22 protein-coding genes are annotated in these 23,947 nt (G+C 45.6%); 20 read left to right on the top strand and 2 right to left on the bottom strand.

Features of this window, described 5'->3' with window-relative positions; genetic code table 11:
• Nucleotides 1–52: 52 nt before the first annotated feature.
• The 9 genes from Q5866_RS05170 (at nt 53) to Q5866_RS05130 (ending at nt 12,046) form a co-directional block, all read left to right on the top strand.
• On the top strand, nt 53–2,605 hold the full coding sequence (locus tag Q5866_RS05170) for a zinc-dependent metalloprotease (RefSeq protein ID WP_303179275.1): 2,553 nt from the start codon (nt 53–55) through the stop codon (nt 2,603–2,605).
• A 501-nt stretch (nt 2,606–3,106) separates the two neighbouring features.
• Entirely contained in the window at nt 3,107–4,780 is a 1,674-nt protein-coding gene (gene ettA, locus Q5866_RS05165) for an energy-dependent translational throttle protein EttA (protein ID WP_099293021.1), read from the top strand.
• A gap of 12 nt (nt 4,781–4,792) precedes the next feature.
• Complete coding sequence (locus tag Q5866_RS05160; protein ID WP_141560976.1) at nt 4,793–5,611, top strand: hypothetical protein; 819 nt, start codon at nt 4,793–4,795, stop codon at nt 5,609–5,611.
• A gap of 454 nt (nt 5,612–6,065) precedes the next feature.
• Nucleotides 6,066–6,833 carry a polysaccharide biosynthesis/export family protein gene (locus Q5866_RS05155; RefSeq protein WP_099293017.1) on the top strand — a complete coding sequence of 256 codons (768 nt, stop codon included), beginning with the start codon at nt 6,066–6,068 and terminating at the stop codon, nt 6,831–6,833.
• Nucleotides 6,834–6,889: 56 nt separating this feature from the next.
• A complete protein-coding gene (locus tag Q5866_RS05150; protein ID WP_303179271.1) occupies nt 6,890–9,208 on the top strand; it encodes a tyrosine-protein kinase in 2,319 nt (772 codons plus the stop codon).
• Nucleotides 9,209–9,210: 2 nt separating this feature from the next.
• Nucleotides 9,211–9,894: a tyrosine-protein phosphatase gene (locus Q5866_RS05145; RefSeq protein ID WP_227215590.1), complete on the top strand. Its 684-nt coding sequence runs from the start codon at nt 9,211–9,213 to the stop codon at nt 9,892–9,894.
• Nucleotides 9,895–10,302: 408 nt separating this feature from the next.
• A complete protein-coding gene (locus tag Q5866_RS05140; protein ID WP_186975762.1) occupies nt 10,303–11,130 on the top strand; it encodes a leucine-rich repeat domain-containing protein in 828 nt (275 codons plus the stop codon).
• Between the two features lie 83 nt (nt 11,131–11,213).
• Entirely contained in the window at nt 11,214–11,402 is a 189-nt protein-coding gene (locus tag Q5866_RS05135; protein ID WP_099293009.1) for a hypothetical protein, read from the top strand.
• Between the two features lie 293 nt (nt 11,403–11,695).
• Nucleotides 11,696–12,046, top strand: coding sequence for an RNA-binding protein (locus Q5866_RS05130; protein ID WP_099293007.1), 351 nt, complete (start codon nt 11,696–11,698; stop codon nt 12,044–12,046).
• 241 nt (nt 12,047–12,287) lie between these two features.
• On the opposite strand, the gene pgl is transcribed toward Q5866_RS05130, so the two are convergent.
• Both pgl and Q5866_RS05120 read right to left on the bottom strand, forming a co-directional pair.
• Nucleotides 12,288–12,989, bottom strand: a complete 702-nt coding sequence (pgl, locus tag Q5866_RS05125) for a 6-phosphogluconolactonase (RefSeq protein ID WP_227215591.1) — start codon at nt 12,987–12,989, stop codon at nt 12,288–12,290.
• A gap of 106 nt (nt 12,990–13,095) precedes the next feature.
• Nucleotides 13,096–14,433 carry an MATE family efflux transporter gene (locus tag Q5866_RS05120; RefSeq protein WP_303179265.1) on the bottom strand — a complete coding sequence of 446 codons (1,338 nt, stop codon included), beginning with the start codon at nt 14,431–14,433 and terminating at the stop codon, nt 13,096–13,098.
• 404 nt (nt 14,434–14,837) lie between these two features.
• On the opposite strand from Q5866_RS05120, the gene Q5866_RS05115 reads away from it, so the two are divergent.
• The 11 genes from Q5866_RS05115 to atpC all read left to right on the top strand — a co-directional run bounded on the left by Q5866_RS05115 (nt 14,838) and on the right by atpC (nt 23,947).
• Nucleotides 14,838–15,233 (top strand): hypothetical protein, encoded by a 396-nt coding sequence (locus Q5866_RS05115; RefSeq protein WP_099293001.1) that lies wholly within the window; start codon nt 14,838–14,840, stop codon nt 15,231–15,233.
• Between the two features lie 189 nt (nt 15,234–15,422).
• Nucleotides 15,423–15,551 (top strand): hypothetical protein, encoded by a 129-nt coding sequence (locus Q5866_RS05110; protein ID WP_255302058.1) that lies wholly within the window; start codon nt 15,423–15,425, stop codon nt 15,549–15,551.
• Nucleotides 15,552–15,570: 19 nt separating this feature from the next.
• Nucleotides 15,571–16,389 carry a MotA/TolQ/ExbB proton channel family protein gene (locus Q5866_RS05105; RefSeq protein ID WP_099292999.1) on the top strand — a complete coding sequence of 273 codons (819 nt, stop codon included), beginning with the start codon at nt 15,571–15,573 and terminating at the stop codon, nt 16,387–16,389.
• Between the two features lie 24 nt (nt 16,390–16,413).
• A complete protein-coding gene (locus tag Q5866_RS05100; RefSeq protein WP_099292997.1) occupies nt 16,414–17,016 on the top strand; it encodes a biopolymer transporter ExbD in 603 nt (200 codons plus the stop codon).
• A 35-nt stretch (nt 17,017–17,051) separates the two neighbouring features.
• Entirely contained in the window at nt 17,052–17,723 is a 672-nt protein-coding gene (locus Q5866_RS05095; RefSeq protein ID WP_099292995.1) for a biopolymer transporter ExbD, read from the top strand.
• Between the two features lie 3 nt (nt 17,724–17,726).
• Nucleotides 17,727–18,551: an energy transducer TonB gene (locus Q5866_RS05090; RefSeq protein ID WP_303179261.1), complete on the top strand. Its 825-nt coding sequence runs from the start codon at nt 17,727–17,729 to the stop codon at nt 18,549–18,551.
• A gap of 173 nt (nt 18,552–18,724) precedes the next feature.
• Nucleotides 18,725–19,663: a PstS family phosphate ABC transporter substrate-binding protein gene (locus tag Q5866_RS05085; protein WP_303179259.1), complete on the top strand. Its 939-nt coding sequence runs from the start codon at nt 18,725–18,727 to the stop codon at nt 19,661–19,663.
• Between the two features lie 17 nt (nt 19,664–19,680).
• On the top strand, nt 19,681–21,339 hold the full coding sequence (locus Q5866_RS05080) for a tetratricopeptide repeat protein (RefSeq protein ID WP_303179256.1): 1,659 nt from the start codon (nt 19,681–19,683) through the stop codon (nt 21,337–21,339).
• Nucleotides 21,340–21,505: 166 nt separating this feature from the next.
• A complete protein-coding gene (locus Q5866_RS05075) occupies nt 21,506–21,898 on the top strand; it encodes a hypothetical protein (protein ID WP_186975756.1) in 393 nt (130 codons plus the stop codon).
• 134 nt (nt 21,899–22,032) lie between these two features.
• The gene (atpD, locus tag Q5866_RS05070; protein ID WP_099292987.1) at nt 22,033–23,541 is read left to right on the top strand and encodes a F0F1 ATP synthase subunit beta; all 1,509 of its coding nucleotides are present in this window, start codon (nt 22,033–22,035) and stop codon (nt 23,539–23,541) included.
• A 172-nt stretch (nt 23,542–23,713) separates the two neighbouring features.
• Complete coding sequence (gene atpC / locus Q5866_RS05065; RefSeq protein ID WP_227215598.1) at nt 23,714–23,947, top strand: ATP synthase F1 subunit epsilon; 234 nt, start codon at nt 23,714–23,716, stop codon at nt 23,945–23,947.

Genomic DNA, 23,947 nt, shown 5'->3' with positions numbered 1-23,947 from the left:
TTTTATATTCCACCTAAACTTTGGGATGTAATTAAATAGTAATTTATAAAGTATGATGAAAAGATTAAGTATTGTATTGTTATTGTGTGTAGGTGTCCTGGGTTCGGATGCTTTTGCCTCGGATTTCTTCGGGAAGAGGAAGAAAAAGAAAGGACAGACGGTGGAAGTGACGGACACGACGAAAGCCGTAAAGGCGGAAGATGCATACGAAAAGTTTATGAAAGATGCGGTGGTGAAGCGGGGTATGTTTAACGTGATCAAGAAGAAGGATAAGATTTATCTGGAGATTCCGAAGGCGTTGATGAGCCGAGAGTTTTTGATTAGTTCCCGCGTATCGTCGACAAGCCGGACATGGCAGATAGACCCGGGGACGATAAACCGAGAGCCGTTATTGATTACTTTTTCGTGCGACGAGAACAAGGTGTACATGCACTTCCCGCACTTGGATTACGAGTGCAGGGAGGATTCGGAGATGTACGGGGCGTACAAGCGGCATAGCAACCCGCCGATATGGAAGGCGTTCAAGATAGAGGCGCAGCCGGGGGACTCGACTACTTGCGTGATCGACGCCACGCCGCTCTTCCTGTCGTCGATAGAGGAGTTCTCGCCTTTCCCCGACCTGCCCGCAGAGGTGCGGATGATTGTGCCGTTCGGGGGAAATTTCCAGGCTGACCGTTCGAGAATCGAGGAGTTCAAGGCTTTCGAGGATAATGTTATCGTGAAGAGCATGATGACTTACACGACAGATGCGGAGGGACCGTTGACGACGATAGAGGCGCGGAATATCATTATCCTGCCGGAAAAGCCGATGACACCTAGATTTGCTGATGAGAGGGTGGGGTATTTCTGGGAATCTCGAAAGGTGTTTGACGAGAATTACGACCAGTTACAGTATTACAGTATTATTCACCGCTGGAATTTGCAACCGAAGGATACGCCGAGGTATTTGGCAGGGGAACTGGTGGAACCGGTGAAGCCGATCGTGTGGTACGTGGACCCAGCAATCCCGGAGAAGTGGAGAAAATACGTGAAGTTGGGTATTGCCGACTGGAATATCGCTTTCGAGGCGATTGGGTTTAAGAATGCTATTGTCGTGAAGGATTATCCCACGGATGACCCGAATTTTGACCCAGATGATATTCATTATAACTGTTACCGTTTCGTGACTTCGGCGAAGGAGAATTCGATGGGACCGTCTTGGATTGACCCGCGTTCGGGCGAGATATTGTGTGCCGACGTGATTTCATGGTCGGGAGTGACCAGTTTGCTGAACAAGTGGATGTTGATACAGACGGGAGCGGTAGACGCGGAGGTGCGCCGCCCGGTGATGACGGAGGAGAAGATGGGGGAGGCGATGCGTTACGTGGCGGCTCACGAGATTGGGCATACGTTGGGATTGATGCATAATTTCGGGGCGTCTGCTGCTTATCCCGTGGAGAAATTACGGGATCCGGAGTTTACGCGGAAGTACGGGACTACCCCGTCGATTATGGATTACGCCCGGTTCAATTACGTGGCGCAACCGGGTGACGTGGAGAAAGGGGTGAAATTGACGCCGCCGCTGGTGGGCGTGTACGATATGTTTGCCATCAAGTACGGTTACCAGGTGTTGCCGGACGTGAAGAGCCCGGAGGACGAGAAAGAAACATTGCGGGGATGGGTAAGAGAGAAAGTGGGAGATAAAATGTGTTTTTACGGGAAACAGGTATTTCGCTTTCGGTTTGATCCGCGTTCGTTAGCTGAAGATTTGGGAGATGACGTGGTGAAGGCGAATACCTATGGTTTGAAGAATTTGAAATACGTGATGGCTAATTTCACTGATTGGTTGGCTGTGGACGACGAGGGATATGCGGCGGTGGAACCGATGTACAAGGAGATCGTGGAACAGTTTATGCGGTTTATGAATCATGCGTTGGTGAGCGTGGGGGGAATGTATTTGAATCCAAAGTATTTAGGAGATCCCGTGAAATTGTACGAGTTCGTGCCGCGGGAAAAGCAGAAGGCCGCGTTGAAGTTTGTGTTGAGTAATTTGAATGACGTGGAAAATTGGTTGGTGAACGAGAAGGTTACTTCGATTATTGGACCGACGGCATTGCATTATCGAGCAGCAACACAGATGTTCAGTAGTTTGTTGGAGAGAGAAACGGTAGGACGGTTGTTGATTAGTGAAGTGGAGGGAGAGAACGTGTTCACGCTGGATGAGTATATGGCAATGATTTTTGACGAGATGTTCACGAAGAAGGCGGGAAGGTTAAGAATGTTAGATATGGCTTACCAAAATTCCTTTGTAGAAGGTTTGGTTAATTTCGTGGAGAAGGGTGAGTTCGCTAGTGGTAAGGGGAATGGGTTGCAAGCGTTGGCACATGAGTCTACTTGCAGTTGTCATATGCATGGACGTGAACAAAACCTTGAATTTGAAGGTGAACAGATTTTAGCGGAGATTGTGATGTCGCCTAGAATAGACAAAACTGCAAAGCGTCCCGTGGTGATGAAGTATTTGCGCAAGGTTTACCAGATGGCTAAAGCGAGATCGAATACGGGAAATGATAAAATCCGTGAGCATTATCGTTTATTGGTCTTGAAATTGAATTATCTGTTTGATTAATCTGTGTGTATGAGAGTGATAGAGATGGTTCTTTTGGGAATCATCTCTTCTTTTTTTTGTCGTTTTAAAATGAATAAAAGTAAATTAGTATTGTATTTATTTTGTCATTGTGAATGTGGAGAAAAAGCAAGGTGTGGCTGTATAGCTAGATATTGAAGTGTTGTAGTTTGTTTTGTCTAAATTATTGTTAATTATATATATTATAAATTATGATAGGGGATGTTGATGCTTTTTTTTGAAATAAATAATAAACGTGGTGTATCTTGTTGAAAATTAGTTGTTTCGTGTGTGTTAGACAGCTATTTGATGAGGCGTTTTTTTACTTTTTCAAGTGTTGTTTTTGGAAATTTCCGGATAATAATGCAACAATTTTTATTTTGGTCTCGTATAAGGTGTTAAGTATATTTTTTTAATTTGAATATATAATATACCTTTGTATCCATTTTAAAGATAATTAGTTGTGTGTTAGATGTGAAACATAATATAGCGTAGTTTATTGATATGGCAGACGAGAAGATTATTTTTTCCATGATGGGCGTGAGTAAGACTATACCGCCACAAAGAAAGATTATAAAGGATATTTATTTATCCTTTTTTTACGGGGCGAAGATTGGCGTAATCGGTTTGAACGGTTCGGGTAAGTCAACTTTGTTGAAGATTATCGCCGGGTTAGACCCGAATTACGAGGGTAAGGTAATTTGGTCGAAGGAACATTCTATTGGTTATTTACCCCAAGAACCTCAGCTTGATGATACGAAGACCGTGAAGGAGGTCGTGCAGGAGGGGGTGCAGCAAGTGATGGATTTGTTGAAGGAATACGAGGACGTCAACATGAAGTTTGCCGAGCCGATGAGTGACGACGAGATGGATAAGTTGATGGCTCGTCAAGGGGAACTGACCGAGTTGATTGAACACCACGGCGGTTGGGAGATCGACCAGAAGTTGGAGCGGGCTATGGACGCTTTGCGTTGTCCGGAGCCGGATGCCTTGGTGAAAAACCTGTCGGGTGGAGAAAGACGACGGGTGGCATTGTGCCGTTTGTTGTTGCAGGAACCCGATATTTTGTTGCTCGACGAGCCGACGAACCACTTGGACGCGGAGTCGGTAGAATGGTTGGAGCAGCATCTACACCAGTATGCCGGTACTGTGATTTGTGTCACGCACGATCGTTATTTCTTGGATAACGTGGCGGGTTGGATTTTGGAGTTAGACCGGGGAGAGGGAATTCCATGGGAAGGTAACTATTCCTCTTGGTTGGAACAGAAAACGAAACGTTTGGAGCAGGAGGAGAAGCAGGCAAGCAAACGGAGAAAGACTCTGGAAAGGGAGTTGGAATGGGTGCGTATGGCGCCGAAAGCCCGTCAGGCAAAGAGTAAAGCCCGTTTGAAGGCTTACGACCGGATGATGGACGAGGATGTGAAAGAGAAAGAAGATAAACTTGAAATATTTATACCGAACGGTCCCCGCTTGGGCAACAAGGTGATCGAGGCGGCACACGTGGCTAAGGCTTACGGTGATAAAGTGTTGTTTGATGATCTGGAATTCCAGTTGCCGCCTGCCGGTATTGTCGGGGTGATCGGGCCTAACGGTGCGGGAAAGACTACTTTGTTCCGCCTGATAATGGGTGTAGAGACTCCGGATAAAGGGGATTTTGAGGTGGGACCGACGGTGAAAATCGCTTACGTGGACCAGCAGCATAAGGCTATTGATCCCGATAAAAGCGTTTATCAGGTGATTTCCGGGGGAAGCGATATGATTAATCTTGGTGGACGGGAGGTAAATGCCCGGGCTTATGTGTCCAAGTTTAATTTCTCCGGGACAGATCAGGAAAAGAAGTGCGGGGTTTTGTCCGGTGGTGAACGGAATCGCTTGCATTTGGCGTTGGCGTTGAAAGAGGATGCCAACGTGTTGTTGCTTGATGAGCCAACGAATGATATTGACGTGAACACGTTGAGGGCATTGGAGGAAGGTCTGGAAAACTTCGCGGGGTGTGCCGTGGTCGTTTCGCATGATCGTTGGTTCTTGGATCGCATTGCCACGCATATTCTGGCGTTCGAGGGCGATTCGAAGGTAGTTTATTTCGAGGGAAGTTACTCTGAATACGAGGAAAGTAAGAAGAAGCGGTTGGGGGACGTGACCCCGAAGCGTATACGATATAAAAAATTAATCGGATAAGATAACAAGACCGTGCCAAAGAAAAAAGAAAAAAAGATTGTAGATAACGGCTTTGTGCCGGGTATCTACAATTATTGCGACAGATGGTGTGAACGATGTAAATTTCAGCTTCGATGCATGAGTTACACGATGGGAAAGAAGTTGAAGGAAAAGACGAGGGTAAATTTAGGGGAGGAGATGCCTGACGACGACGAATCCGCGTTAGCCCGTCTAAAGAATATTTTTGATTCGACATTTGACGTGTTACGGGAATTGGCGGACGAGCGAGGAGTGGGAATAGAGGATATTTATTCGGCGGAGAAGGTAGACCGTGGATTCTGGGGAGAAGATTACGAGGATTTGGAGGATCAGGATGAGGAAGTGGCAAGGCAGGTGGAGAGTGAGGATATGATGAAATGTGAGCAAATCTATCATTCTTTGGCAGATAAGTGTCAAGAGGAGATTTACCAGTATTTTGAAACGGAAAAAAAGAAAGAGGGTGAGTTTCCGCGGACGCGTGAGGTGGAGGATGCTTTATTGGAGGTGAACTGGTACATGGATTTGATTCGTTCCAAGATGAAACGGGCCCTTTGCGGGTACTTCCTTTACGCGGATAAAATAAACGCCACGCAGGAAGAGGAGGATTACAACGGTTCGGCGAAAGTGACGTTATTAGCCGTTGAGATATCTTGTACAGCATGGACGGTGATACGGGATAACATATCTGACTTTGAGAGGGAGGCATCCCGTATGATTGTATTGTTGGAACAGTTAGAAAATGATATAGAGGCTTTTTTCCCTAATGCCCGTACTTTCAAGAGGCCGGGATTTGATACTTGTGATGTAGTTTGAGAGAAAATATAGTTACGTGTGCCGTTTCCATTCAAATCGGATATTAGAGTTGAGTGGGAACGGTATTATTTTTGTGAATATTTTCAAATATGTGTGTTGAATTTCTTGAAATAAAGAGCGTTTTTTGTTGTGATGTTCGTTTGTAAATGTACCGTCATAGCTTGTTTTGTTAAAAGATGTACACTTTTGGTTGATGAAAATGAATATATAAAATATGGAATATAGTTCGTAGTGTATTTAAAAAAATATATATTTGTAGCTCAATAATTGAACGATTATTAACTGTCTAAAATCACTATTCGTTATATATCCTTACTTAACTATTAGTGTTCTAGTAATCATTGAATTGTAAATAATAACTCTTGTTTTATTTGCCGCACAAATCCTCATTTGTTTAACATTCAAAAAACGTTGGTTTAATGATAGTGGAATGTTACATAAAAGAAGGAGTTATATGTTTGTGAATAAGTGGTTTGTAGTGGTAGCGAGTATGGTCGTTTGTTTTTCATGCAGTTCCAGCAAGGAGATTGTCTATTTGCAGGATGTGAAGGAAAATGAGCGACTTGAATCGGACTTCGAGTACAAGACTGTCATTCACGTTGATGATTTATTGTCAATCGTGGTTTCTTGTGATGACACGGAGGCGGCATTGCCTTTCAATACTCCTATGATTGGCTTGGGGCGGGACGTGACATCGACCAACCAACAGGTTGCTCCCGGTTATCTCGTGGATAAAGAGGGGTATATTGATTTTCCCGTGCTGGGGAAATTGCGTGTGGACGGTATTTCCCGTGTCGAGTTGTCGGAAATGCTGAAGACGAAATTAGCGATGTACTTGAAAAATCCGATAGTGACGATACATTTCCAGAATTTCAAGGTGACTGTTTTGGGCGAAGTCCGGAGTCCGGGCAGTTACAGAGTGACCAGTGAGCGAGTATCTATATTCGATGCGCTGGGCATGGCGGGGGATTTACAGATTAATGCCAAGAGAAAAAACGTGCTGATTATGCGCGAGAACGGGAAAGAGAAGACTTTTGCCCGTTTGGATTTGACTTCGGCGAATCTTGTTTATTCCCCGTTTTTTTATTTGCAGCAGAATGATGTGGTTTACGTGGAGCCTAGCAGGGGGCGTATCGCGGGAGGTAACGCGGGAACTTTTTTGCCTTACGTTTTGTCCAGTGTGTCGACATTAGTGACGGTACTCGCGTTGATACTTAGATAGGTGAAAGGTTTTCTCCGGGTTGGTTGTATTTTTTAGTTTTAATGAAACGAGAGTGTATGAACGTGAATGGTAGTGAGGTCTATGTGCCTGAACAGGAAGAAACGATTGATTTAAGGATGTTGTTTTACAAGATTATCGCGCGGTGGCGGTGGTTTCTCGTGTCTGTGCCTTTGTGCGTGGGGGCGGTATTGATTTATTGCATGATGCAGGAACCCGTGTATAACGTGACGAGTAAAGTGATGATCAGCGACACGAAGAAAGGGGAGTTAGGCACTAGCATGATGATGAAGGAAATGGGATTTTTCCAAGGGGATAAGTACGTGGAGAATGAATTGATTGAGTTGCAGTCCAAGAATTTAATGCGGGAGACGGTAGGTGATTTGGAGTTGAATATTTGTTACAGTCGTGAAAGTGTCTTGAGGGGGACAGAATTGTATAAAGATTCTCCTGTAAACGTGTTGGTCGATCGTCCCGAGTTGATAAAAGACACTTGTTTTTTCGTGACATTGACGAGTGATACGACGATTTCGGTGACAGCCCCGGACGGGAAAGTTGTGCACGAGGGGCGTTTTTCGGAACGGATTCCGGTTGGTGATTACGCTATATCCGTGGAGAGGAGTGAGGTGTACTCCGCGGAGAAGGTGGAACGGGTGCGGGTGGATTTGTATTCCTACGATTCGGCAACGAAGAATTTTTACAAGAAACTGGAGGTGTCACCTTTGGACAAGAACACGAATGCGCTTCTTTTGTCGGTTAAAGATGTCGTGCCGCAACGGGGAAAGGAGCTGATCCGGGCACTGATAGATCGTTACAACGAAAACGGGGTGGCGGACAAACAGGTTGTTTCCGCCAAGACGGTGGAGTTTATCAATGCCCGACTTGAAGTGATTAACCGGGAATTGGGCACGATAGAGGATGATGCCGAGCGTTTCAAGCGAACGAATAAGTTGACCAATCTTGCTTCTGATGCCGAGTTCGTGATGGAGCGTAAGAAATTGACGGGGACGGAATTGTTGAAGTTGCAGACCGAGTTCGATGTAGCGCGTAGCATCCGGGAGTTATTGGAAAAAAGGGAAGGGAACGAGTTCGGTTTGCTCCCCGAGAATCTGGGTATCTCGGACGAGGGGATGAATAGCGGCATATCCCGTTACAACGAAATGGTGTTGCGAAGAAATAAACTTTTGCTTAGTGCCCGGAAAGATAATCCTATCGTGACGGGATTGGATATGCAATTACGAGAGATGAAGGAGAGTATTCGCGAGGCGGTGGGTAACGTGGAGAACGGTTTGGAAATAAAGATAAACACGTTAGAGCGGGAGAACCTTTCCGTTGACAAGCGATTGACTTCCGTGCCCGCGCAGGAAAAACAGTATCGGGCGATAGCCCGGCAGCAAGAGTTGAAAGAGAATCTTTTTCTTTTCTTGATGCAAAAACGGGAGGAGGCGGAGATCGCTAAACTGGTGTATGTTCCGACGGCGAAGATTATTGAAGACCCCGACGCGGGAGAAGGACCGGTATCTCCCCGTAAGGCTATGTTGTTGCTGGTCGGTTTGATGTTGGGGATTGGGCTTCCCGCGGGAATCGTGTTGGTGAGGGATATGTTGGATAATAAGGTGAGGAGTATTGAAGATATCGAGAGAAATGTCAAGGTTCCTTTGTTGGGTTCATTCCCGGAGGTGACCGGGGAGAAATTAATCGCCCGGGAAGATTTCGTGCAATCGGAATCCATGCATCTGATTCGGGAAAAGCTGAATTATATGTTGCGGCAAAAGGTTTGTCCGGTGGTTATGGTTACTTCGACCATTCCCGGTGAAGGAAAGTCTTTGATCGCGGCACATTTGTCAAACGCTTACGCGAAGACGGGTAAAAAGGTGTTGTTGATGGGGTGTGATTTGCGTAATCCCAGTTTGCATAAGTTTCTGGGAGAGAATAACACGAAAGGTTTATCCGCTTACTTGGCAGGGATAGAGGGCGACTTGGCAAGCTTGATTTGTCCGGTGGAAGAACATCTGGATGTTTTGTTCGGTGGCGCGGTACCGCCTAATCCGGTTCAATTGCTTGCCGGGGAACGGATGGGTGAATTGTTGGAAAATATGAGGCAGCGGTATGATTGTATCATACTGGATACTCCCCCGGTAGGGATGCTTGCCGAAGGGTTTGCCTTGGGCAAGTGGGCGGATGCCTGCGTGTACGTGGTGCGGGCGAATATGTTAAAAAAGGAGGCGTTAAGGTTGGTCGCCGCGATAAACGGTGAAGGACGTCTGCCCGATATGGGAATAGTGCTGAATGATTTACGCGCGGACGCGGGAGGATACGGTTACGGGTATGGCTACGGGTATGGTTACGGGTATAACAAAGAAAATGTAAACGAATAGGTATGTTGTTCTTCAAGCGTCACCGGAAATTTGTTTTTGACTACAAGCGGGATGTACACTCGCACGTTTTGCCTGCCTTGGATGACGGTGTACGTACCATGGATGAAGCAATTTTGATTATTCGTCGAATGGTGGCGGCGGGTTTGTGTTGTTTGACTTGTACTCCGCACGTGGCGTTTCCCGCGTTGATGAATAGCCGCGGGGATATAGGGAGTATGTTCGTGTTATTGAAGTCGCGTCTTGTACAAGAGGGAATAGATATAGCCGTGGATATGGGAGCTGAATATCGTATGGGTGAGTTTATGTTGGGGTTATTGGAACAAAACGAGATTATTGCTTCTGCCGCGGGGGAGGTGCTGGTCGAGCATAGTTTCGTGGCTCCATCGGTACATGCGGAGGAGATTATTTTCAGACTGCGGGGTAGTGGGTACATGCCTGTGATGGCACATCCGGAGCGTTATTCTTTTTACGCGGGTAACATAGTAAAGCATTGTGAATACTTGAAGTTACTAGGGTGTAAGATTCAAGTAAACTTACTCTCGTTTGCCGGATATTACGGGAAAGAAGCACTAACGGGTGCCCGGAAATTATACGGTACGGGGTTGGTGGATTATTACGCCGGGGATATTCACAATTTGCGACAGGAGATGTTGTTGGAAAAACTAATAGGGGGAGCCTTTTTTTAATTTCTTTTTTCGAATATTACTTTTTTGAATGTTTGGGCTCCTCCTACTTCTCGTGTATCGGTCGAGAAATTTTGATTGTCTGTTGATGCTTGATTATCAGATAATAAAATATTATCGGTTAGGAATGAAATTTTGTAATTCTTGGAAAATCTGACTATAAATAAACGATCGTTTATTTATTCGCAAAAATATTAATAATTCCGATAATCGACAATGTTAATTGGTTATTTTTTACTCCTAGTAAATAATAAGTTATAAAATTATCCATTCTCACAACACATGTTTGTTGACAATCGTAATAAACGATGGTTTATTTATTCGCTCACGGTCGGTTCGGGAGCTGGTTGCATTTATTTCTCAATGTCCAGTGAGTGTTGTTAAGATATTGAAAATGAAAACGATAAAATAATGATAAGGAAGTGTACATTAATAACAGGGATTCTGGTATTGTTGATGATATTACGCGTGAATGCGAACGAAAGTACAGCGGATGTTATTTCTACGGATGCCGCGGTGTTGTACACGGGTGAGGAAAGTTTTTTGATTCCGGACACGGTATTCCGGAAATTTTGTATTGAACTGGGATGTGCCGATGAAAAAGGGTACATTATTCCGGCAGAGGCCGCGAAAGTCACGTGGCTTAGTGTCGGTAGAAAGAATATCGTGTCGCTGGAAGGCATCAAGTATTTCACTTCACTGGAAAAGTTGACTTGTTATTACACTCCTCTTGCTTCGCTGGATGTATCGGGATGTAGCTCGCTAAAAGAATTGTACTGTAATCATAACGCCTCGCTTGTTTCCTTGAACGTGAACGGGTGTACGTCATTGGAGAAGTTGTATTGTTACAATACTCCGCTCGTGGAGCTGAATGTGTCGGGATGTAAGTCTTTGGTTTGCCTAAGGTGCCACGATAATACTTCCCTCGTGACGTTGTACGTGAAGGGATGTGCGGCGTTGAAAGAACTATATTGCCATAACGATCACCTCTCGGGGTTGGACTTGTCCGGGTGCACTTCGTTGAGGACTTTGTATTGTTATGGCAATTTTATTACTCGTTTGGATGCGACTGTTATGCCTGAGGGGAAGGGGTTCCGGCTTTTCTGCGGTAATCAGACCTCGGACGGTGTGACCGGGCAATCTTTGGAATTGACATTGACTCCCAAGCAAAAAGAACGTTGGGATGACTACATGATATCCAACGGGAGTAATGTTCGGGTGAACGTTGCCGTGAGATGAAACATGTTTTCTCTTTTTTTCGTTTATAAGTAGGTTATCCATGGGGTAACTCGTGAGATTTATCAACTTAAAACGGAGGTATTATGAAGGAGAAAGAGAAAAATGATCGGGAGAATGAAGGGAAGAAAGTGAATCGGCACGCGGAGAAGAATATCCCTTCCAAGCAGGACAAGAGTTGGGTAGGAGAAAACCAGATGCCACAACGACAATTTGACAAGACCGAATTAGAGAGAGAGAAAGGCGACGGTTTAAAGAGAAAATGCAAAAAATAAATCGTTTTATCTTCTTTATCAGGTTGGGCTAAAATAGGTCTGTAAAGTCGATAAAGGATTGAATTACGGTGTTTTATCCGAAAATATTTGTACTTGATTGACTTTATAGACTTTTTTTTCTTGTAGTATTGTTTGTTTGAATAATTATTGTAAATTTGCAGTGATATTTGAGTTTTGATTTGATTACAGAGTGTTTGCCTTTCATCGTATTTTAAATGTATCGTTAAGCAGACTTTCCTTAGGCAATTATTCAACCTCAAAAGCATTTATTAATTATTTTAAAGTTTGTATTAATGAACATTTACATTTCAAATCTAAGTTACGAAGTGAGTGACAGTGACTTAAAAGAATTATTCGAGGAATACGGTGAAGTTTCTTCAGCAAAAGTAATCATGGACAGAGAGACCGGACGTTCAAGAGGTTTTGGTTTCGTGGAAATGTCTGACGATGTACAAGGACAAAAAGCTATCGACGAGTTGAACCAAGCTGAATATGACGGCAAGGTAATCAGCGTGAACGTGGCTAAACCGAGAACGGACAGACCTGCCGGAAATCGCGGTGGTTTTAACCGTGGCGGTGGTGGCGGACGTGATCGTCGCAGCGGAAACGGTGGCGGCGGACGTAGCTTCGAGAGAAGATACTAATTTGTCATTGGGACAAGATATATTAATAAACGGTAGCGGAAGTTACCGTTTATTTTTTGTGGAAATAGTGGTGTTCCCCCCTGTTCCCGTTGATATTCTGTTGAGGAACTATTCAAGAAAGAATTCAATGCGGGTATAATATCAAATCAAAAACGTTTCAAAGACGCTCGTGAACGTCTTTGAAACGTCTTTGTATCGAAGGTGAAACGTCTTTGTTCCCTTATTACCCCCTATTCTCTTCCTATATACTTACTTCTCTATCCGTGAAAACCATTACCGCGGGTGAATGGGCGAGAATATATGACGCGGGGTATTCTTTTGCCTTGCGGATGATTTGTTCCATGATTTCCTGTTTTTCTTTACCGATAACGGGAACCAGTATAGCGGAACTTTTCAAGATAACGGTTCCGGTCATGGTGATGCGTTGTTGTCCCGTGATAGGGTGTTGGGATACGGCATATACGCGACGATCCGTGAGCAAGTTCATGTCATTGGGGAATATTGAAGCCACGTGTCCGTCCGTGCCTACACCGAGGATAACACAATCGAAACGGGGTGCGGTGGAATAACCCGGAAGTTCCCATTTTACCATTTCCGAGTAGCGTTCTGCTTCAACCTTGGGTTCTTGTTCTCCCCAGATACGGTGAATATGGTTTGCGGGTATCTCCAGCGGGATAAATAGCAACTGATCGGCATGCTTGTAGTTGCTTTCGTCCTCGTCCGGCGCCACGCAACGTTCATCCACCCAGTAGAAACGAATGTTGTTCCACGGGATAATTTCTTTGTATTCTTTTACCCATAACTTGAACAGCGCTTGTGCCGTGCTACCCCCGGACAGAGCCAAGTGGAAAGGCTTTGACTTACTTTTTTTTATCACCGTGACAAGCGCTTCGCTGGTTGCACGCAACGCTTCTTCCGGTGTTTTATAAGTTTCTATTTTCATGATATATGGTTATATGTCTTAGTATAATTTATGCATTTTATACGATGCAAGTTACATTTTATTCGTGATTAAAGCAATAATTTTGCCTTGAAAGCTTGAAAAAATCTTAACGTGACATCATTTGTCGGCAGCTTTTGTTGAAACGGCGGATAAAGAGAGCCGCCGCGAACATAAGACCACCGCAGAATCCGGAGAGTAGTCCGGGAGCCCCGAAGTTGAGTAAAATACCCGTGACGTAGGCGAGCGGGACGGCAACAAAGACATAGGAGATGAAAGCGTATATCATGGGGCGTTTCACGTCGGTGATACCTCTTAACGCGCCGAGAGCGGTGACCTGTAGCCCGTCGAATATTTCGAAAACCGCGACGACGTAGAAAAGGCGGCGTGCCACTTCAATCACTTCCCGGTCGGGCGTGAAGACGGAAGCGATTTGGGCCCCGAAAAGAGCGTAGATAATGGCCGCTCCCGTCATAAAGACCACGGAAAGACGAAAAGCCGCGTGAGCGTGACGGCGCATCTTGGCGAAATTATGACGCCCGAATTCGTGGCTGATAAGTATCGTGGAAGCCCCGGCAATCCCGCTGGATATCATGAAGGTGAGGTTAATCATGGATAACGCTATCTGGTTGGCGGCAAGAGGCACCGTGCCCAGCCAACCCATCATGACCGTGATGAGGCTGAGGGAGAGAAATTCGACGACCATTTGTCCGGCGATGGGATAACCCACTTGCAGGAGTTGTTTTATTTTGCGCCCGCTGACATTTGTCCGGCGGAAGAACTGAAAGACGGTGGCGTGTATGGTGGAGCGGCGTATATAAAAGAGAAATACCGCGGGCATCATGGTTCTTGATATCAAGGTTGCCAGTCCGGCTCCCGCTACCCCCAGATTCGGGGCACCGAGTTTACCGTATATAAACATGTAGTTGAGAATGATATTCATGACGTTGCATGATATCGTGATGACCATGGCCACTTTCGTGTTACCGATGCCTTCCATGTATTGTTTGAATGTCATGAAGAGGATGAAGGGAATGACCGACAGGGAGGTCAGCATGTAATAGCCTTTACTTAGCGCGATCACTTCCTCGGGTTGTCCCATCATGGATAAAAAAGGCATAAGAGCGAAGAGAAAGGCGGTGAGCAAGAGTGATACCGCGGTGTTCACCAGAAGAGAGTTCTGGAAGAATCCCGCCACCCGTTCGCTGTCGTTCTGGGCGTGTGCCTGTCCGACGAGGGGAGTGAGTCCCGTGGCGATACCCATCCCGACGACCATCGTGTTCATGATGATGATACCGGCAAGGGATACTGCCGCCAGTTCGGGAGCGCCGAGACGCCCGACCATGATGTTGTCCGCCATTTGCACCACCGCTTGTCCCGCCAGCGAGAGCATGATGGGGAAGGCGATACGGACGTTGTCTTTGTAATATGATGAACTGATTTTCATGCCTTTTTGTAAACGGGGGCAAAGGTACGATTTAGTTTGTAAAGTTCATAACGTCACGGGAGAATAACACGCCCGAAAACCGGGGGCGGTCGGCGGGGAAACGGTGGAGTTATTCGGGAGTTGTTCGGTAGTTATTCGGTAGTTATTCGGACGAGGATCGAATAACTGCAACTTATCTATTTGTTTAACTCTAGAATAGAGTGCGGGTCTACACGAGGGATGGGCATCGCTTATGGAAGGGAAAATCGGGAGAAAAATAGTTGAGAAAAGTGAAACAAATGTAACCACCCTTGCCGTATAAAAAGGTGTAAGACTAAATTTTAAGTAATTTAACCTTAATATTAAGCTAAATAATTTGCGAAGATGAAATAAGTATCTATCTTTGGATATATTAAACGAGAGAAATGAAGAAGACAGTATTTCAATATTTTTCACTGTTACTTTTGCTTTTGGCAATCGGGGTAAGCGCCTTTGGAGAAACTGATTCCAAAGGGGAGAAGCCCGTACCGACAGTTCCGGGTACGGAGCAGTCGCGGGACGATTCCAAGGTTGCCACTTCTTCCGCGGACCGGCATGGTGCTTTCGAACGCACGTTGGTTTTTTCCAGTCAGCAGATCGCGAACGGAAGTAGTCGGGAGCAACAAATCTCGTTCTCTATTTATCGCAAAATCCAATTAGCGTATCACAAGTCAGAGTATGGTATTCGGGTAGAACGTTCCATTGAAAGTTTTTCCGAATTGTTGGGTATTCGTTATATACAGGGATTCTACCTGTTCGACTTGTGTAAAATCGTCATTTAGCCACACGTAAGTCAAGTATGTCCGTGCCATGTCATTGTGGTACAGGTGTTTCGTATGCCTGTATAAAATGATGAAAGAGGATGCTATGCTCTGTTGTACAGATGTTTAGTGTGAAATCGGTATTCATGTAAGGATACGGACAGGTCCTTTACACCCTATTATTTTCAATTATTTTAAAGAGATTGACTTATGGAAACTACAAGTACAAAAATGAGTGATAAGATTACAAAGTCTGCATTATTCCAAACGTTATACCCGATCGTGGTTATGCTTATCGTTTTCGGGTTGGTATTCCTTGCTTTATATTGCGCGTTATAAATATTAAAATACATTAGACATGAAAAAGACTGCAACATCTACAAAGGGGGCAAAGAGAAATTTAGGTATTTCTGCTTTCCCGATAATCATTCTGTGTTTTATTCTTGCAATGATTATTTATCATTTCGTTTATGGAAATCCGGCTAATTTTATAAACAATGACCCGAACAATCACCCGTTACCCGGAAATCTCTTGGGTACGATATATAAGGGAGGGGTAATCGTGCCGATTATACAGACTTTATTATTCACGGTCTTGACGTTGAGCGTTGAACGTATGATCGCTTTACGCAAGGCGAAAGGGAAAAAGAATCTTCAGCAATTCGTGACCAAAGTGAAAGGTCAACTGGAAAGCGGGGATATCGAAGGAGCCCGTAAAGCGTGTGATGAACAGAAAGGAACGGTGGCGAATGTTATAAAGTCATCGCTTTCTACTTACACGCAGGTCGACGGTTGTGATACTTTGACGAAAGAAGAGAAGCAACTCGCGGTGCGGAAAGACTTGGAAGAGGCTACCATGCTGGAGTTGCCTACCATGGAGCAGAATCTGGGGGTTATCGCCACGATTACCACGCTGGGAACTTTGATGGGGCTGCTCGGTACGGTTATCGGTATGATCAAGTCGTTTGCCGCCTTGTCCTCTGCCGGGGGTACGGATTCTATCGCTTTGTCGACAGGTATTTCGGAAGCGTTGGTAAATACCGCGTTCGGTATTGCCACGGGGGCTTGCGCTGTTATCGCTTACAATTTCTTTACAAGTAAGATAGACGGTATCACGCATAGTATTGATGAAATCGGTGCTTATATCGTGCAAACATTCACGGTGAAGAACAGATAGTTTGAACCTTTAAACACACGAGTTATGAGTCAGAAGATAAAGAAGAAATCGACGTTTATCGACATGACCGCCATGAGTGACGTGACGGTGCTGTTGCTAACGTTCTTCATGCTGACCTCGACGTTTATCCAAAAGGAACCGGTGAAGGTGAATCCGCCGCAGTCGGTTTCGGAGATCAAGATTCCCGATGCCAATATCGTTTCTATACTGGTGGAACCCTCGGGAAAGGTGTTTATGGGGTTGGATAAGCCGCAAGACAGAATGGAAGTTTTGAAGAAAATGGGCGAAAGTTACCAGATCGAGTTTACTAATGATGAGTTGAAGAAGTTTAGTTTGTGTAACTCTTTCGGGGTTCCGATTCAAGGAATGAAGCAATTTCTCGCGTTATCGCCCGAAGATCAGGATAAAGTGTTGATGAATTACGGTATTCCTTGCGATAGCACGAATAACCAGTTTAAATCGTGGATGCAGTTTGCCCGCGAGGTGAACAAGGATTTGGTGATCGCAATCAAGGCAGACCAAAGTACACCTTATCCGCTGATAAAGGATATTATGGCGACGTTGCAGGATTTGCGGGAGAACAGGTACAACCTGATAACCTCTTTGCGAAATATGCCTAATGTATGACCGGGTTGGACGTGTTAATTTGAAACGATAAGATTATGGCAGAGATACAAGATAACGGAGGCGGAGAACGCAAGAAAGGTAAACAGAAGAAGTTTAGTATCCGCGTGGATTTTACTCCCATGGTGGATATGAATATGCTGTTGATAACTTTCTTTATGCTCTGTACTTCCATGAGTAAGCCCCAGACAATGGAAATCAGTATGCCCCGGAAGGATTTGTTGAACGAGCAGGAGCAGAACAAGGTGAAGGCTTCGAAGGCGATGACCATTTTGTTGGGAAAGGAGGGAAAGGTGTACTATTATATGGGAGAACCGGATTACGAGAATCCCGATATGGTGCAGGAAACAGACTTTTCCCCGAACGGGTTGAGAGCGATTTTGCTGGGACGTAACCAGATCGTGATGCAAAAGATCCGGGAGTTGAAACAGAAAAAGGAGAATCTGGAAATCACGAACGAGGAGTACTTGAAAGAGTCCGCCGAGATTCGGAAAGAGAAAGATTCGCCTGTAATATTGATTAAGGCGACGGATTTCGCTAACTATAAGAACCTGATTGACGTGCTTGACGAGATGCAGATATGCAATATCGGTCGTTACGCGATCATGGATGTTACACAGGGCGATTTACGCTTGTTACAGGATAAAACGCACGACGGGTACGCCGATGATTTGAAGGAGGTTATCGAGTACCGGGAGTTAAAACAGTAAGGTATGGCAAAAGATATTCATATAAATTCGGTTGAATGGTGCGACCTCGTGTTTGCCGGGAAGAATAAAGATTACGGCGCTTACGAATTGCGTAAGCAGTCGTCCCGGCGGCATCTGACAGCTTATATAGTGATTATAGGCTGTGTCGTACTGGCAATGGTACTTCCTGCCTTCATTCGTTTTCTTACCCCGGTGAAGGCGGAGGAAAAGATGGTAGCGGTGACCGAGCTTTCTAATTTGAAGATGGAGTTACCGGAGGTGAAGGAAGAGAATAAGATCGTGGCGGTGAACGTGCCGCCTCCGCCTACATTGAAGACGACAATCAAGTTTACCGCTCCCGTGATCAAAAAAGACGAGGAGGTGAACGAGGCAGACGAGATGAAGACACAGGAGGAGGTGAATCAAGCGAAAGCGGCTATTTCCGTGGCGGACGTGAAGGGAAATGATGACGAGAACGGTCAGGATATTGCTGATTTGGAAGATCACAAATTGATCGTGGCGAGTGATGACGAGGTATTTCAAGTCGTGGAACAAGCCCCGGAATACCCGGGAGGTATGGCCGCCTTGATGAAATGGATCGGTAAAGAGATCCGTTACCCGTCTATTGCCCAAGAAATGAACATCGCGGGACAGGTTATCGTGCAGTTTGTTATCGGGCGTGATGGTTCGGTGCGCGATGTGCAGGTCATTCGTTCCGTTGATCCTTCGTTGGATCAAGAAGCTATCCGGGTCGTGAAAGCGATGAAGAAATGGATTCCCGGTAGACAGCGGGGAGAAGCTGTATCCGTAAGATTCACGTTGCCGATATCATTTAAATTGCAACAATGAAAGAAAAGTCTATAAGGTCCATAAAGTCCGTAAGGTCATGGGTGTCCTTCGGACAATACTTATCGGTAGTTTGGCTACCGTGGACAAAGTGCCCCGCAGGGGTCCAAGGACTTTTGACCTTATGGACTTTACAGACCTTACGGACTTTATGAACCTTATAAACTAATTAAGTTATGAATATTCGAATCGGCTTTTGGCTCTTGTTACTGGTGTCCCTTGGGGCTTGTAAAGGAAAGGCATCAAGTGTGCAGGAAACCTTGTTCAGCGGGGTGATCCGGGTTGCTGTCGATGAAACGTTATCTCCCTTGGCCGAGGAAGCTATTAACGTTTTTGAGGCGCAATATAATCAGGCGGGTGTAATACCACTTTACACGAGTGAAGTGGAAGCGATCAATTTGCTGTTACGTGATAGTGTGCGGTGGGTTTTGGCTACACGACCACTGACGGAAAACGAATTAGAGTCATTCCACAGCAAGAAGTTTTTTCCGGAGTCGGTGAAGGTAGCCACTGATGGGATAGCCTTGATCGTGAACAGGCAAAATGCCGATTCGATATTTAATTTGGCTCTGTTGCAAAAGATATTTACCGGGGAGATTACCCGTTGGGAGGAGGTTGCCCCGGGTTCCAGTGCGGGAGAGATACAGGTGGTTTTCGATCACCCGAATTCAAGCACCGTGAGGTACGCGATTGATTCGATTTGCGGGGAGGGGCAGTTGTCCGAGCGTTGTCACGCGGCAGGGACGAACCGGAAGGTGATTGATTACGTGGCACGTACCCGTGGTGCTTTGGGGGTAATAGGTGTGAACTGGATCAGTGATGACAGGGATTCGCTTTGTCGCGATTTTCTTGACGAGATACAAGTGGCACGCGTGAGTCGTGCCGACCGACCGACGTACGGGAATAGTTACCAGCCTTACCAGTATTATCTCTATACCGGACAGTATCCCTTGCGACGGGATATTTATATTTTGCTGAATGATCCCCGTAGTGTTTTGCCCACGGGATTGACTTCTTTTTTCTCCGGTTCGCGGGGACAGCGTATCGTGTTGAAGGCCGGTTTGCTACCGGCAACAATGCCCGTGAATATCGTGAACGTGAGAGAACAAATCTAACTATAAATTTGAAGACGATGAATACAAAATGGATATTATACGGACTGTTCTTTTCGCTCCTTTCCGTGAGCGTGAAGGCGGCAGATAACAGGGTAGGGATAGATCTCTACGAGTCGGGAATGACCGGTGCGGCAAAGGTGTTTTTTCTGGATAATCTGCCGACGCTGACGGATAATGTACGGCAGGCAGAGGCGTGTTATTACCTTGGGGAATGTTATCTGACGCTAGGGCAGAGGGATTCTGCCGGTTTTTATTACGATAAAGGCGTGGGATTGCAACCGGATTACCCGTACAATCGGGTGGGACAGGCAAGTCTGAAGTTGAATGACGATCCTTCCGGCGCGGAGGCTTTATTGAAGGATGCCCTCGGAACGAAAGGGTATAAGAAAGACGCTACCCTGCAAATCGCTATCGCGAGGGCTTACTTGCACGCCGGTGATGCTGCGAAGGCTATGGAGCACGTGAATAAGGCAAAAGAGTTGGATGACAAGAGCGGTTTGCCCTACCTCGTGGAAGGCGACATTCTGGTGATGCGGGGACATACCGGGGATGCTTGTGCCAAGTACGAGTCGGCTACTTATTTTTCTCCGGATTGTCTGGGGGCTTATTTGAAGCAGGCACAGATATACATGTCCACCAATCGTTCGCTTTCTCTCGAGAAGTTGAATAAAGTGCGCGAGATATCGCCCGATTTTTGCGGGGCTTACTGTTCCTTGGGAGAATTGCACGAGATGTCCGGAAACAGTAAGGCGGCGGCAGAGAATTATACTAAGTTTATCCGTTCGGGGTATTACGACACGGAGAATTTGCTTCGTTATGCGGGGATATTGTATTTCGACAAGCAATATGCCGGGATGTTGCCCGTGCTGGAACAGGTGTTGGATGAGCGACCGGATAATTTAGTGGCGAAACGGTTGTACGCGTACTGTCTGGCGAAGCGGGAAGACGGGGAGAAGTGTTTGCAGGCTATCCGGCATTTTATAGAGTCAACCCCGGAAGAGCATCAGATTTATCAGGATTTCCTGTGTTATGCCGAGCAATTGGAGGCAAACAAGAATTACAATGATGCCGTGGTGTTTTACGAGAAGGCTTTGCAAACGGATGCCAAACATCAAGAGTTGAACAAGGAAATCGCGGATATTTTCGCGAAGACCAATCAATTGGATTCGGCCGTGGTATATTACAATCGTTATATTGATTATGCTGGAGAGGCGTCGGCGGAAGATTTATTGAAATTGGGCAAATGCTATTATAACATGGCTTGCCGGGATTCCGTTGTTGACGAACAGAAAGCGGAACTCGTGAAAGCCGATAGTTTGTTTGCCGCATTGAGTGACAAGGTGCCGAGTAGTTACGTGGGATATTTCTGGCGGGCACGCGTTAATTCGATGCTCGATCCGGAAACCTTGGAAGGGTTGGCAAAACCTTATTACGAGAAAGTGGTAGAAATAGGACTGTCGAACACGGAACGTTATAAACGGGAACTGATAGAGAGTTACAAGTATCTGGGGTATTACCATTACGTTGTTGCCGATGCTATCACGACGAAAAATAATGGAAATCCCGATTCGGCAAAAGGTGAATACGAGGAAGCAAAGGAGTTTTTCTCTAAGGTGCTGGCGTTGGATGCCAAGGACGAGATTGCTTTGAAGGCACTGGAAAGTATAAAACTTTAATAATTTTAGATTTAGTGATTTTAGATTTTAGATTGAGTAAAACGACTCGTGCAAGTTGCGCATAGCTTTCCCCGAGGAGTGGATGCGGGTAAGTCTTTTTTTTCCACCGTTGGGGTGTTTTGGTATGGAAATTGCACTATATTCCACAGAACAATAAAAAGGAAATATGAAGTTTTGGTTGAAAATATTGTCTGTCGTTATTATAACGTTTTGTTTCGGGATAAATGTTTTGTCCGGGGAGAACACGTTTGAAGGACGTACGGAAAACAGGACGGAGTATTTCGCTTCTACCCGGTTGGACGGGGAATTTACTTTGAGCGATTTGGCAAGAACCTACGATTTCGTTGGTGGTGCGTTTATCCTATCCGCATCAATTGATTTACCGGGCGATACGGGTATTGAAAAAGAAAAAAGAGGTGGTTTGTCTAAACTGCTCTCGTGCCATGATTCGGTCTTGAAGTCACATCACATTATTTGTCAGGAAAAATTCCGAGAATATTTATTCACAAAGCATGTCCATGGATTTTATATCTATCGGATAGGTCGTTTAGTTATTTAGCGGTATTGCCGGGATATATTCTCTCGTGCAAGGGAGAAAAAAAGCGTGTAGAAAGTTTGTTGGAAAGAAACTTTCCCGGTGAATATACGTTAAAGTTAAAAGTAAGCATTTAAAGAACGTTTAAATTATATATTATGAGACAGAATGTCGGGTACGTGACGCAAGTGATTGGTCCTGTCGTGGACGTGATTTTCGAGAATGACGGGGGAGATTTGCCACCTATTTACGAGGCGCTTGAAATCGAGCGGGACAATGGAGCCAAGTTGATTGTCGAGGTTGAACAGCACGTGGGTGAAGACACGGTGCGCTGCGTGGCAATGGATACGACGGACGGGTTGTATCGCGGGATGAAAGTGGTTGACTTGGGGCGGACGTTGACGATGCCCACGGGCGATCAGATTAAGGGACGTCTGTTGAACGTGACGGGTGATGCTATTGATTATCTGTCCCCGTTGGAATACAAAGATACGCTTTCCATTCACCGGGAAGCCCCGAAATTCGAGGATCTGTCCATACAGGAAGAATTGTTATTGACGGGTATCAAGGTGATCGATTTACTGGAACCTTATTCCAAAGGGGGAAAAATCGGTTTGTTCGGTGGTGCCGGTGTCGGTAAAACCGTGTTAATCATGGAAATGATCAATAATATAGCCAAGGGACATAACGGGTATTCCGTGTTTGCCGGAGTCGGTGAACGTACGCGTGAGGGGAATGACCTTTTGCGGGAGATGATCGAGTCGGGTGTAATTAATTACGGCGACAAGTTCAAGGAGGAAATGGCTCAAGGCAAATGGGATTTGGAAAGCGTGGACATGGATAAAGTGCGGGAATCACAGGCCACGCTCGTGTTCGGGCAGATGAACGAGCCCCCCGGGGCACGTTTGCGGGTGGCTTTGTCGGGATTGACCGTGGCGGAGATGTTCCGGGATTCGAATGAAGGCGGTAAGGAGATATTGTTCTTTATTGATAATATATTCCGTTTCACGCAAGCGGGTTCGGAAGTTTCGGCGTTGCTGGGACGTATGCCGTCGGCGGTGGGCTATCAACCCACGTTGGCATCGGAGATGGGTAAATTGCAGGAGCGCATCACTTCGACGAAAAACGGTTCGATTACATCTATTCAAGCTATTTACGTGCCGGCGGACGACTTGACTGACCCCGCTCCGGCGACGACATTCAGTTTCTTGGACGCGACCACGGTATTGAGCCGTAAGATCACGGAATTGGGTATTTATCCGGCAGTGGACCCCTTGGAATCGAATTCACGTATTCTTGACCCGGCTATCGTGGGTGAAGAACATTATCACACGGCGCAGAGGGTTATCGAATTGTTGCAGCATTATAACGAGTTACAAGATATTATTGCCATATTAGGAGTGGATGAGTTGTCGGATTCGGATAAGATTGTCGTGGCTCGTGCCAGACGGGCGCAACGTTTCTTGTCACAACCATTCCATGTGGCGGAGCAATTCACGGGTATTCCGGGTGTGATGGTTCCACTGGAGGAAACTATTCGCGGGTTCAAGATGATTTTGGATGGCGATATGGACGAGTACCCTGAGCAAGCCTTTATGAACGCCGGAACAATTGACGACGTGATTAAGAAAGGAAAAGAGATGATGGAGAAAGCGAAAAGCAATTGAAAATTGAAAGTTGAAAATTGAAAATGAAATGAACGATGATAGGGGAGGTGCCCGAAGGGCGGAGGAGTTCAATTTAAAATCTAAAATCTAAAATCTAAAATCAAAAGCGTTCGCTCGTGCGGCTGTAATCTAAAATCATAAATCATAAATCATAAATCTAAAATTAATCAGGATGGTTTTAAGAATAGTATCTCCGGAAAAAGTGCTTTATAAAGGTGAAGTGCAAATGGTGAAACTACCCGGTACGGTGGGACAGTTCACGGTATTGGAGCATCACGCCCCGTTAGTGTCCACGTTGACAGCGGGAAAGCTGGTTTACCGGGGGGCGAGCGGGGAGAAGGAAATTGATATAAAAGGAGGAGTCGTGGAGGTGCGGGATAACAACGTGGTGGTATGTATAAATTGA

The organism is uncultured Butyricimonas sp. (genome assembly GCF_959596855.1).
In the GTDB taxonomy this organism is placed as follows: domain Bacteria; phylum Bacteroidota; class Bacteroidia; order Bacteroidales; family Marinifilaceae; genus Butyricimonas; species Butyricimonas muris.
The sequence above is the reverse complement of the archived record's forward strand: the minus strand, read 5'-3'. Positions and strand labels throughout refer to the sequence as shown.